Origin of the sequence: uncultured Thiodictyon sp. (assembly GCF_903946935.1) — a bacterium.
GTDB lineage: Bacteria > Pseudomonadota > Gammaproteobacteria > Chromatiales > Chromatiaceae > Thiodictyon.
The window spans coordinates 1-12621 of sequence record NZ_CAJAXH010000106.1; the positions used below are offsets into that span (position 1 = coordinate 1).

Sequence of the window (12621 nt, forward strand, 5' to 3'; positions counted from 1 at the left end):
ACGCCGGCGCCGACGGTACGGCCACCCTCGCGGATGGCGAAACGCAGGCCCTCTTCCATGGCAATCGGGTTGATCAGCTTGATCACCATCTTCACGTTATCCCCCGGCATCACCATCTCAATGCCTTCCGGCAGGGTGCAGGCACCCGTGACGTCGGTGGTGCGGAAGTAAAACTGCGGACGGTACCCATTGAAGAACGGGGTATGACGCCCGCCCTCTTCCTTGGACAGAATGTACACTTCGGCCTCGAAGTGGGTGTGCGGGTTGATGCTCTTGGGCTTGGCCAGGACCTGACCGCGCTCCACATCCTCACGCTTGGTGCCGCGCAGCAACACACCGATGTTGTCACCGGCCTGCCCCTGATCGAGCAGCTTGCGGAACATCTCAACGCCAGTGCAGATGGTCTTGGTGGTGTTGTGGATGCCGACGATCTCGACCTCCTCACCCACCTTGACGATCCCGCGCTCAACCCGGCCGGTGACCACCGTACCACGACCGGAGATCGAGAACACGTCCTCGATCGGCATCAGGAAGGCGCCGTCGATGGCACGCTCAGGCTGCGGGATGTAGGTGTCGATCGCGTCCATCAAGCGGTCGATGGACTGCGTACCGTATTCGGAATCCTGGCCTTCCATCGCCAGCTTGGCCGAACCGATGATGATCGGGGTGTCGTCGCCGGGGAAGTCGTAGCTGGACAGGAGCTCACGCACCTCCAGTTCCACGAGCTCCAACAGCTCCGCATCGTCGACCATGTCGGCCTTGTTCATGAATACGACAATATAGGGCACACCGACCTGACGCGCCAGCAGGATGTGCTCACGGGTCTGCGGCATGGGGCCGTCGGCCGCCGACACCACCAGAATGGCGCCGTCCATTTGCGCCGCGCCGGTGATCATGTTCTTCACATAATCGGCGTGTCCCGGGCAGTCCACGTGGGCATAGTGGCGGGCCTTGGTCTCGTATTCGACGTGCGCCGTGGCGATCGTGATGCCGCGCTCGCGCTCCTCAGGGGCGTTGTCAATCTGGTCATAGGCACGCGCCACGCCGCCAAACTTCTTGGCCTGGTGCATGGTGATCGCGGCCGTGAGCGTGGTCTTGCCATGGTCCACGTGCCCGATCGTGCCGACATTCAAGTGCGGCTTGGTGCGCGAAAATTTTTCTTTGGACATGAACTGCTCTCCGCCTAGTTCTGAAGGGCAAGGGTCAAAAGGCCAAGCCTTAAACAGTTAAGGACCAGGCTCGGGCAACAACATCAAGCCGACCGGCAACCGCACCGGCTACGTTAATTTGGAGCCCATGATCGGAGTCGAACCGATGACCTCACCCTTACCAAGGGTGTGCTCTACCAACTGAGCTACATGGGCAAAACTGCTAACATCCGGCAGCGGCAGCGGGCAACATTGCTGGCCTCTGTCGCGCCTGTTCAATTGGAGCGGGTGATGGGGATCGAACCCACACCATCAGCTTGGAAGGCTGAGGTTCTACCATTGAACTACACCCGCGTGGCACCCTGATGGCCGCGCGGATCGTCCGGCCACCGCTTACCGAAAACTACCATCGTCTAAGCCGTACGCATCGAGCAATACCGCCCGGCTTAGTTCCGTAAAATGGTGGAGGGGGGAGGATTCGAACCTCCGAAGGCTGAGCCGTCAGATTTACAGTCTGATCCCTTTGACCGCTCGGGAACCCCTCCGAATCGAGCGACGCAGTATAGAGGGCGCTGAGGGGTACGTCAAGCCGAGTTTGACCGACACGGACTCTGGCGGGAGAACTGGTATATTTCAGTCCCCGGGTGGGGCGCGCGTGACCGTTTAGGGTGCGCCATGTTTGGCGTTGGCTGGCTTGGGCCCGCGGGGCGGGGGCTTGCGGGGTCTGGCAAATCCGCCGAAAAAAATTCTAACTCAATGAAAAAACGTGGGAGTCTCCGATGGATGTGACGATATTCGGCAGCGGTTATGTCGGTCTGGTGACGGGGGTCTGCCTCGCCGAGGTGGGCAACAACGTGCTCTGCATCGACGTCGACCCGCACAAGATCGAGCTGCTCAATAGCGGCGGGGTGCCGATCTTCGAGCCTGGGCTGGACGATATGATCCAGCAAAACCGCGCCGCCGGGCGCCTGAGATTTTCCACCGATGCCGCGGCCGGGGTGCGCCACGGCCTCTTTCAGTTCATCGCCGTGGGCACGCCGCCGGACGAGGACGGGTCCGCGGACCTCCAGTATGTATTGGCGGTCGCCCGCACCATCGGCGAGCACCTGGACTCCTACCGGATCGTCGTCGACAAGTCGACCGTCCCGGTCGGCACCGCGGACAAGGTGGCCGCGCGGATCGCCGAGACCCTGGCGGAGCGCGGGGTGGCGGGGGACTATGACGTGGTGTCCAACCCCGAGTTCCTGAAAGAGGGTGCCGCCATCGAGGACTTCATGCGGCCGGATCGGATCATCGTCGGCACCGACAACCCCCGTACCGGCGAGTTGCTACGCGCCCTCTATGCCCCGTTCAACCGTAGTCATGATCGGGTCATGGTGATGGATGTGCGCTCGGCCGAGCTGACCAAATACGCCGCCAACGCGATGCTTGCCACCAAGATCAGCTTCATGAACGAACTGTCGAACATTGCCGAGGCGGTCGGCGCGGACATCGAGCAGGTCCGGGTCGGGATGGGCTCAGACCCGCGTATCGGCTACCAGTTCATTTACCCCGGGTGCGGCTACGGCGGCTCCTGTTTCCCGAAGGATGTCCGTGCCCTGGAGCGCACGGCCCGCGCCCTGGGCTACCAGGCCGAGTTGTTGCAAGCGGTCGAGGCGGTCAATTTCCGCCAGAAGGAGGTCCTGTTCAAGAAGATATCGGACCATTTCGGCGGCGACCTCAAGGGTCGCACCATCGCCCTCTGGGGGCTGTCATTCAAGCCGAACACGGACGACATGCGCGAGGCCTCCAGCCGCACCCTGATGGAGGCCCTGTGGGCCGCCGGGGCCCAGGTGCGCGCCTTCGACCCGGTCGCGATGGAGGAGACCCGGCGGATCTATGGCGACCGCCCCGATCTCACCCTGGCCAAGGACGCCATGCTGGCGCTCGCCGGGGCCGACGCCCTGGCGATCCTCACCGAGTGGAGCCAGTTCCGCAGCCCGAGCTTCGCGGCCATCAAGGCGGCGCTCAAACACCCGGTGATCTTCGACGGTCGCAACATCCTCGACCCTCGCCTGGCCGCGGCCGCCGGACTGACCTACCTCTCCATCGGACGCGCACCGGCCACGCCGGACTGACCCCCTCCGGATTTTCCGTTCACCCGTCGACCGTTCGACCAGCGGCCTCGATCAAGATTCCGGCCACTTGGGTTCGCCCGGTGCGTAGTCAGGCCATCTTGGCCTGACACCGTCAGGGCTGGAAGCCCTGACTACGCACGCCGCTGGCCGGGATTATGATCGAGGCCCGACCAGCTCACCGCTCTCCGCTCTCCGCTCTCCGCTCTCCGCTCACAGCTCAGGGCGAACGGAAAATTTCTAATCTAAATCAGGAAGTCGATCGCGCCAAGGCGCCAAGGCGCCAAGAAAAATCAAGAGCCTGTGGGCAGCATCCGAAGCGCCCGACGGGTGAGTCGCGAAGCGGCGATAGCGCATTGAAAACCCTTGGCGAGCTTGGCGCCTTGGCGTGAGAACCGCTCTTTCTAGGTTTAACGATGGCAGTGGCCTTTGAGGCTGGGAAACGGCCGCATCGCCGCCTCGTGGCCCGCCGGCACCATCATGCGATTCACGGGTCGGCGCCCTGGTCACTGATAATCGTCAAGCCAGATATCGCTCATTGTGCAAAGTTTGTGATAGATTTCCCCGGCCCAAAAAAATCGACAGCACGCCCTGAGGGCGCCGCTGCATCACACTACCGGGGGGACCCCATGTCTTTGTCCAGAATCTCAGCCGTCTCGCTCGGACTCGGCTGCGCGCTTGCAGTCACCGGCGCCCAGGCCACCAACGGCTACATGTCCCACGCCTATTCCCCCGCGGCCAAGGCGATGGCCGGCGCGGGCGAGGCAACCTTGGCCCTGGATAGCCTGAGCATCGTCGGCAACCCGGCCACCCTCGCCAAGCTCGGGCGCCGCCTGGACCTGGGCCTCGCCTGGTTCAGCCCGTCGCGCAAATACCAGGGCGTTGCGCCCAATGCGGCCACCGGCGCCTACGCGCCGATCGGCAGCGGTAGCGGCACCGGCAGTGTCACGAGCCAAAACGACAATTTTCTGATACCCAGTTTCGGCTACGTCCATCCCTTGGACGCCAAGAGCGCCGTCGGCCTGGCGCTCTTCGGCAACGGCGGTATGAACACCGACTACCGTAGCGGCGATACCCTGTTCAACCTCGGTACCTACGGCGGCAACAACGGCTGCGCCAATCCGCCCCATAATCCGGGCGTCCCGTGCGGTGCTCAGGTTGCGGGGACCAGCCTGCTGGGCGGCGGCAACACCGGCGTCAACCTGTCGCAGTTGGGCATTGCCCTGGGCTATGGCCGCCGGGTCATGGACAACCTCTCGCTCGGCGCGAGCCTGCTCATCGGCTATCAAACGATCGAGGTACGCGGCGCTGGCGCCTTCCAGGGATTCACCCAGGCCTTCACCCAGAGCATGATCGCCAACGGCGGCCGGAGCGCCGCATCGCCCGCCAACCTAACCAACCGAGGTGTAGATTCCGCTTGGGGGGCCGGGCTCCAGCTCGGCGCGCTGTGGGACATCACCCCCCAGTGGACGCTGGGGCTGTCCTTGCGCTCTAAGACTTACATGAGTAAGTTCAAGAAATATTCCGACCTGTTGGCCGAGGGGGGCGACCTGGATGTCCCGGCTTCCGGGGTCATCGGTCTGGCCTTCAAGCCGAACAACCGGCTCACCCTGGCCCTGGACGTGCAGCAGATCTGGTATAGCGACGTGCCCGCCATCGGCAACCGCAACCAGTTGGCCCAGCGGTGCGATGTCAACGCCGCCTTCGGGCCCACCGCCTCCGGTTCCACCTACAACCCGAGCTATTGCCTGGGCGGGAGCAACGGTGCCGGTTTCGGCTGGCGCGACATGACCATCCTGAAACTCGGTGTGCAATATGCCGTGACCGACACCCTGACCCTGCGCGCCGGCTACAGCCACGGCAACCAGATCGTCAGGAGTCAGGAGATCGCCTTCAACACCCTGACCCCTGCGGTGATCCAGGACCACTGGACCCTGGGTGCCACCTACCGCCTGCGCAAGCAATACGAGCTGACCTTCTGGGGCATGTATGCCCCCGAGCGGAGCGTCAGCGGCCCCGGCGCCTTCACTGGGACCCAATCCGCCTCGATCTCCATGTCGCAGTTCGAACTCGGCCTGAGCTTCGGCTGGCTGATCGACTGACCCACCGCGCCTGACCCACTCATCGGGGGCGCGGCCACCGATGAGAGGGTGATTTCCATGTCCCAAATCGCCAACGAATCGCATCGAATTGCGCAAGGCCGACCGACTCCAGCGAGCAACGGGCGGACTCCCCGCCTGGATTGTGCCCTTCAGTCTTGGTGACCACTCGGCCATCGGCCCTGCGGGGCTACCCGTCGCGGCCTGGGGGCCGCTCCTACACCCGTAGGAGCGGCCCCCAGGCCGCGACGGGTGCGAGCAGGGTGGTCGGAAGAATGACCAAGGCTCTGTCTACAGTGGTGCGACCCTCGGCAACCGCACATCCACCTCGGGAACGAACGACAATGGGCAGGCGCCTCGGATCATCGAGCGTTTGAACACTGGCAAGAGGACCAGACCATGTCTCAAATCGCAAACGAACCCGTGCGCGCCGCACTGGACAAGCTCAGACACCTGAGCGCCGACGCCGAGACCCGCCGGCTCGCCTTCGTGCGCGAGCGGGCGCTGCACGACGAGCGTAGTTTGCTCAAGGACGCACGGGAGGAAGGCAGGGAAGAATGCATGGAAAAAGGCAAACTCGAAGGCAAGCGCGAAGGTCTCGAAGAGGCCGTGGCTCGGCTGGTTCAGAAGGGGATGAGCGAACGCCAGGCCCGGGAGCTCCTGGGCCTCTGAGTCACGGGTCGCAGGGCGCGCCGGGAAGCGGCGCTGGGGAGCCAGGAAAATCTGACGAAGAAAAATCGTTGTCCGTCCCCATTATCCGCCTCCCCATTATCCGCCATTATCCGTCGTCCCCATTATCCGTCCCCATTATCCTTCGTCCCCATTATCCTTCATTATCCGCTGTCCCCGTTATCCGCTTATTCCGGCCCAAATACCGCGTCCAGGGTCGACGCCGTCACCCCCCGCTGGAACCAGATCGCCAACTGCGCCGAGTCGGCCCCCGCCAGCCGCGCCACCGCCGACGCCGGTAGCGACCCAAAGCGCCCCATCAGCAATTGCTCCAGCAATTCGCGTTGGGCCTCTTGGCGACCTTCTTGGCGGCCTTTTTGAATACCGATGCGTTCAGCAGTGGTCACGTATTGCATGTGCGCTGCCTCCTCAATGGTCTGGATATAACGGTGGTAATCTTCTTCCAAGGCATCGGGTAACGCCAACACCCAGTCGATAAAGGCATAGAGGCTCAAGATGTCCTCTCGCTCCAACCCCCGCCGATATAACCGGCGGGTCAAGCCGATCTTGCGTTCGAGCCGGGCGGAGGGGTCGCGACGGGTGGCCGTCGCCGCCAATTGTGCCAAGACCACCAGCGCAAAGGGATTCTCGCTGACTTCCAGTTCGGTGAGCCGATCGCGATAGTCCAACAACTTGACGCAGGGAAACTCCAAGAGCGCCCGGCAACCCCACAACTCATGCTCGTAATGGTCGGGACGCCATTCGGGATAATCGTCCGCCAACACCACGAGGGTCGCTACCGGGCGGTTATACCGATCCATCAGCCGCGAATGGTAGCTGTAAAGGCGTCGCGCGAAACTCCCCTCCCGGTTGCCCTGAATCTCAGTGTGGATCAACACCCAGGTTTCATCCCCACTGCGCCGCCATACTTTGATCAGCTTGTCGACATGCCGACGCCCCACGACCGCCCGGCGCGTGACCTTCTGCAGCTCTTTGTCGAGAAATTCATACCCACGCGACCACTCGATGTCGGCAGCGGCCCGCGGAAAGAAAAACTCGATAAACTGCCGGTGCCAGCGATCAAGCACCTCTTTCCACGGCGAATCGTAGTCGTCGCGCTGCACCGCGGTTGAGCGAGCGTCGTTCTTGGGGGCGAGGCGGTCGGGCATGGTGGTCGGCGGCAGGCTGACTTTGAAAAATGCAGCTATTTGTGTAAAAAGCTTAACATTTGTTCATGAACTTGGTCAAACCGTCGCGCTCGCCGGTTGCCCTGGTTTCCACGCGCCGCGAACGGCGAGCGTCCAGGCGGGACAGGGTATCATGCGCCATCCGACGCCGCCTACCCCCGGGCCACCATGATCGACCTTCTCGACCCCAAGAACGACTACGTCTTCAATGTCCCAAATCGCAAACGAACCTGTGCGCGCCGCGCTGGACAAGTTCAGACACCTGAGCGCCGACGCAGAGACCCGCCGGCTCGCTTTCATGCACGAGCGGGCGCCGCACGACGAGAGCAGTTTGCTCAAGGACGCACGGGAGGAAGGCATGCAAGAAGGCATGGAAAAGGGCAGGGAAGAAGGCCGTCAAGAGGCTCAGCGTGAATTGCTGGAGCAATTGCTGATGGTACGCTTTGGGTCATTACCGGTGCGGGCCGTAGCGCGGCTGGCGGGGGCCGACTCGGCGCAGTTGGCGGTTTGGTTCCAGCGCGGAGTGACGGCGTCGACCCTGGACGCAGTATTTGGGCCGGAATAAACCCTGCAACGGACAAGCGGCGGACTCGCCGCCGGAGTGTGCTACCCGTCGCGGCCTGGGGGCCGCTCCGACGGGGGTAGGAGCGGCCCCCAGGCCGCGACGCGTGCGAGCAGGGTGGCCGGAAGAAGGCAGAGGCGCTCCGCCAAACCGCGCTCAACTCGATTCGATCCAGCGGCTTCGACGACACCACCATTGCCGCGGCGACCGGGTTAAGCGTGGCTGACATTGGCGCACTGCGGCAACGGCTGGAGTCAACCGGGCATCGCTAAAGGTTGCAGGCGAGGCGAGGAAGCAAGAACATGTGCCCCGGAAGATCGAAGTCCCCAGTGGGGGCGGCTTCCAGCCGCGTTGCGACGCCGCGGCGCCCGGCGTCGTCGCGGCTGAAGCCGCTCCCACGAGGGCGCTCCGGCGCGATTTTCGAGCCTCGACCGTTGGTTGCGGACGGGCCGCAACGATGGCGATGCTCAAGGCCGCGAAAAGTATTCTGTAGCACGCTCGGGGGGCTTGTTTTGTGACAGACTTCATGTATAAATATCAGCCCGCCTTGACTCAGGGCCGCTTGGGCGATGCCGTCCAGGGTCCTGAGGAGGCTCGGCGGCAACAAGGCGCACAACGGTCAACAAGATTTAAGATTTCGACGAGTTTAGGGGGGTATCGTGGATACACAGATTTTGGCAGTCGGTCGTCGCGTGTTACACGCGCTGGCCTCGTTGGTGCCGCGGCGGGGCGCGGCTTCGGGGAAAAGGGATCTGCCCCCTTTTTCGCCCCCTTTTTCGATCGCTTTTCTGCCTTTTTCGCTGGCCTTATCCGTTCTGTGTATATTCTATATTGGCGTCATGCCTAGCGCTGAAGCGGCTACTCAGCTACTGGATGGTTGGACGACCTCGCATACTCTGAGTGCGCATGGTGCGAACCCAACGAGCGCCTCGCTATCCGTTGGCGATGGCACCACGACTGATATGGCGGGCGGATATCGAAACATCTATGTTGTCAAAGATAGTGGTAGCAATACTAGTAGTAATGTTACCAGTTCAGCCAGTCAAGGTTTTCTTACGCATAGTGAAGATGGAGCCGGACTTACTGCAGTTGGCGGATATTCGCTGATCACATGGGACGGAAATTCCGACGTTGCAGGCGTCGATCCATTCGGATTACGCAAAGGCGGCAGCACAGGCATTGACTTTGCCGGAGGATGCACCGGATCTGCCCAGCGATTTGCTTTTGGGTGGCAAAAGATTGGAGCTTATGACGCAACCGTCTTAATGACTGTTTATACTGGCTCAGGAGGGACTGCAGTTAGTTACTCAAAGAGCGCCGGTACAGGCGCATCCGGGACGATGATTTTTCCGTTTGCTTCCTTTGTCGGCGCGAACTTTAACGACGTCGGCGCAGTCACCCTGAAGATTACAACGGTTGGGTCTGCAGCGCCCTTCAATATTACCACCGCCATTACCTCCTGCTATCAAGATCATAGCGATGCACCCGACACTTATGGAACAACGCTAGGGGGCAGTGGTCCCTTCCATATTCCCTCTGCGAACCTGTATCTTGGCGCTGTGCAACCGGATGTTGAAAGCGACGGGCTACCTGGTGGGGATGCAACGGGAGATAATCTCGATAACATAAACGACGAAGATGGTCTTGTGTCACTGACTGCAACAGGCTCCGGCGCCTCTTACACGATGACTGCGAATGTCAAGGTCAGTATTGCATCAGGCACGGCAATGCTCTGCGGTTGGATCGATACCACTAACGAGACAGTTTTTTACGATGTTGGTTTAGGGGGAACAAAGAACGTCTGCGCCACCGTTGACTCGGCCAATGGGACGGTACAGACCATTGCGTTGTCGGGTTTCCAGGGGTTCGTGGTTGGCGCCAGCACTAAAACCTATGCCCGCTTCCGCGTCTGTACTAATGCGAATCATGAATGCGATACCCCTTATGGATTTGCCCCCGACGGCGAGGTGGAAGACTATGCGTTCACTTACAATACCAACACCACCAGCGCAGTCATAGGCAAGGTCGAAATCGATTCGCTGACATCCGATGCGGCCCTCAGCTCCTTGCTTGGCGCGGCCGATCCGACGGATGCGGCGGCCCTGTGGGCACTGCTTAATGGCCTGGATCCCGAACTGGCTGCGATGCTGAGGGATGCCGATGCCGCTACCCTGCAGGCCGCGTTGCTGCGGTTGCTCGACCCGAATCACGATGGCGTGGTGGCCCTGCTGCGCTGGGAGACGCTTGCTGAGAATGGCACCATCGGCTTTGATGTCGAGCGCCGTCAGCGAGATGGCGACTGGCAGCGTTTCAATGATCCACTACTCCCCGGGTTGATCGTTGCCAGCGCGGGCGGCGACTATGCACTGCTCGATCCGGCTGCGGTGCCGGGTCAAACCCTGGAGTATCGGATCGTCGAGCAGGAGGCCGGGGGCAACCGCAACACCTATGGCCCCTACACCCTGACGATGGCGGCGGCGGGCGGCTCGGCAAGCGCTGCCAGCATCCGGGCCGCACTCGCGGCCAAGCGGGTTAGCGGCCGGCCCAACCAGGCGAGCGGGACGGCGCCCACCGAGTGGCATGGGCTCGGCCAGGGTTATATGGGCCATATCCGGGAGGCGAATGCGCCGCATGGGGCGTCGCGCCATGGGGCGCCGCGCCACGGGCGGCCAGCGCACACCTCGGCCCAGTCGACCCCGGCCAATTGGCTCTATACCGCTGGGACCGGCCTGTACCAACTCACCGCCACCGAGATCGCCGGCCTGACCGGCAATCCGGTGCGGCAGGTGCAGCAGATGCTCAAGACGGGAAATGCGTTCGCATTGAGCCACGATGGCGCTCCGGCGCCCTGGTGTTATGACGCGGCGGCGGATGCGTTGCTCTTCAGCGCGCTGGATTTTCGTGACCTCTATTCGGACCAGGACGCCTTCCGGCTGTTTTCCGATCATCTGGAGGCGCGGACCATGGGTGTGAACAAGGCCGCTGCCCCGCGGGCTGGGGTGCCCGGGGAGGTCGCGACGGCCCGGGTTCATCTTGGGAAGGATGTGTATGCCAGGCCCGATCTCATCCGGGGTGACGTCAATGCCAATTATTGGTTCCAGGACTACCTCTACCCGAACCTGGCGAGCAAGGCGTCGCTCCAGCTCCCGCTCGTCCTGCCCGGGCTTGCGCCCGCCGCTGGTACCGCCAGCCTGGACATCCACTTGCACGGGATGACTGACGTACTTCCTGGTAATGACCACAAGGTGACCGCCTCGCTGGGTGGTGCCGTGTTGGGTTCGGCGGAGTGGGACGGCTCGGCGCCGGCGACCCTGAGCGTCCAGTTGAGTTCGGCACAACTCGCCTTGGTGGCGTCCGGTACGCCATTGGTCCTCAAGTCGGCAAACCTGAACAGCATCCAATGGTATCAGTCGATCGACGCGACCTATCCACGGACCTTGCGGGCCGACTCGGGCCAACTACTGGTGCAGGGATTGACCGCTGGCCAGCATACCGTCAGCGGCTTTGCGGGCCCCGACATCCGGGTGGTGGAGGCTCCGGGTACGACTGCCGCCACCTGGTATGCCAATCGCACCATTGTGCAGGGGGCCGACGGCTGGCAGGTGAGCTTTAAGGCACCACACGCGGCCGACTTTCTGATTATCGATGGATCGACGATCAAGGCTCCCGCTGCCATCGTGGCGGAGGATGCAACAGCGCCCTTGCGCGATCCGAAGCGGCAGTCCGACTATCTGATCATCGCCCCCAAGGAATTGGGCCAGACCGCGGCGGCCTTGCAGACCTTGCGCGCGGGTCAGTTCAAGCGGGTCGATATCGCCTGGCTCCCGGATATCGAGCAGGAGTTCGGCAATGGGCGTCCAGGGATTGATGCGGTCGATGGGTTCCTCGAGTATGTCGCGACCAAGTGGCGGCGGGCACCCGATACCGTGGTATTGCTCGGCCGTGGTACGACTGACCCGCGCGATCTGCTGGGCTTCGGTAACAGCCTGATCCCGGTGCCCATGGTGCTCACACCCTGGGGGCTGCTCCCCTCGGATTATCGCTATGCGGAGTCGGTCGGGGCTATCCGTTTTGCCCTTGGGCGAATTCCGGTGATCGACGAGACCGAGGGCCTGGCCTATGTTGCTAAACTCCAGGCTGCCGAGGCGGTGTCCCTTGGTAGCGCGGCCAATACGGCGGTCGTGGTGGCCGACAATCCGGACAAGGGTGGCGATTTTCATCTGAATGCCGACCTGTTGACTACTGAGCTGCAGGGTGGCGGCTATACGGTACGGCGGTTCTACCGTTGCCTGGCGGGCGAGCTCCACCCGGCGTGCGCCAATGTACGTGCCGCGTTGACGCAGAGCAGCACCTGGATGACACCACTGTTGAGCTATGAGGGGCATAGCTCGTTGACCCAGCTCGGCGGCAGCGGCGAGAATTTCCTGCTGAACACCGATGTGGCGGGACTCAGTAACAGTGTCCAGCCGATATTCACGGCGATGACCTGTCTGGTCGGCGGTAACTTCTCGCCGCAGTATCGCTCCCTGGCCGAGACCTTGGTGTTGCGTCCCGGTGGCGGAGCCATTGCCGCACTGGCGCCCAGTGGCCAGTCGGTGGACGGAGACGCCAGCGTGCTTGGCCTGCGCTTTGCCGACTCACTGGTGGCCGGTGCCACACTGGGAGAGGCGACACGCGACGCGTTGAATGCCAGTCGCGGTCAGATCACGCCGTTCATCGGTCAGATCTATCAGGTGACCGGCGATCCTGCGGTGCGCTTGCCCTAGGTCCGGTTGGCCAGAGATAGTGTCACAAGGAGGTGACTGCAACTGGCGCGGCCGATTATCGATGTTTCTCCTCCCC

Annotated in this window: 7 protein-coding genes and 3 tRNA genes; 5 read left to right on the plus strand and 5 right to left on the minus strand. The window is 62.5% G+C overall.

What is annotated here, in order from left to right:
* From tuf to QZX93_RS09420, 4 genes are all read right to left on the minus strand, one after another.
* A partial coding sequence (gene tuf, locus QZX93_RS09405; RefSeq protein ID WP_295394536.1) for an elongation factor Tu occupies positions 1-1169 on the minus strand: 1169 nt, incomplete at its 3' end.
* A gap of 119 nt (positions 1170-1288) precedes the next feature.
* Positions 1289-1364, minus strand: a tRNA-Thr gene (locus QZX93_RS09410).
* A gap of 64 nt (positions 1365-1428) precedes the next feature.
* A tRNA-Gly gene (locus QZX93_RS09415) sits at positions 1429-1502 on the minus strand.
* A 106-nt stretch (positions 1503-1608) separates the two neighbouring features.
* A tRNA-Tyr gene (locus QZX93_RS09420) sits at positions 1609-1693 on the minus strand.
* Between the two features lie 234 nt (positions 1694-1927).
* On the opposite strand from QZX93_RS09420, the gene QZX93_RS09425 reads away from it, so the two are divergent.
* The 3 genes from QZX93_RS09425 to QZX93_RS09435 all read left to right on the plus strand — a co-directional run bounded on the left by QZX93_RS09425 (position 1928) and on the right by QZX93_RS09435 (position 6033).
* Positions 1928-3265, plus strand: a complete 1338-nt coding sequence (locus QZX93_RS09425) for a UDP-glucose/GDP-mannose dehydrogenase family protein (protein ID WP_295392573.1) — start codon at positions 1928-1930, stop codon at positions 3263-3265.
* A gap of 626 nt (positions 3266-3891) precedes the next feature.
* A complete protein-coding gene (locus QZX93_RS09430) occupies positions 3892-5364 on the plus strand; it encodes an outer membrane protein transport protein (protein WP_295392574.1) in 1473 nt (490 codons plus the stop codon).
* A gap of 396 nt (positions 5365-5760) precedes the next feature.
* Positions 5761-6033, plus strand: coding sequence for a hypothetical protein (locus tag QZX93_RS09435; RefSeq protein ID WP_295393295.1), 273 nt, complete (start codon positions 5761-5763; stop codon positions 6031-6033).
* 185 nt (positions 6034-6218) lie between these two features.
* Here QZX93_RS09435 and QZX93_RS09440 read toward each other — a convergent pair whose 3' ends face one another.
* A complete protein-coding gene (locus QZX93_RS09440) occupies positions 6219-7199 on the minus strand; it encodes a cytosolic protein (RefSeq protein WP_295393294.1) in 981 nt (326 codons plus the stop codon).
* 226 nt (positions 7200-7425) lie between these two features.
* On the opposite strand from QZX93_RS09440, the gene QZX93_RS09445 reads away from it, so the two are divergent.
* Positions 7426-7782, plus strand: coding sequence for a hypothetical protein (locus QZX93_RS09445; RefSeq protein WP_295393293.1), 357 nt, complete (start codon positions 7426-7428; stop codon positions 7780-7782).
* A 1964-nt stretch (positions 7783-9746) separates the two neighbouring features.
* Complete coding sequence (locus tag QZX93_RS09450) at positions 9747-12545, plus strand: C25 family cysteine peptidase (protein ID WP_295394538.1); 2799 nt, start codon at positions 9747-9749, stop codon at positions 12543-12545.
* Positions 12546-12621 lie beyond the last annotated feature (76 nt).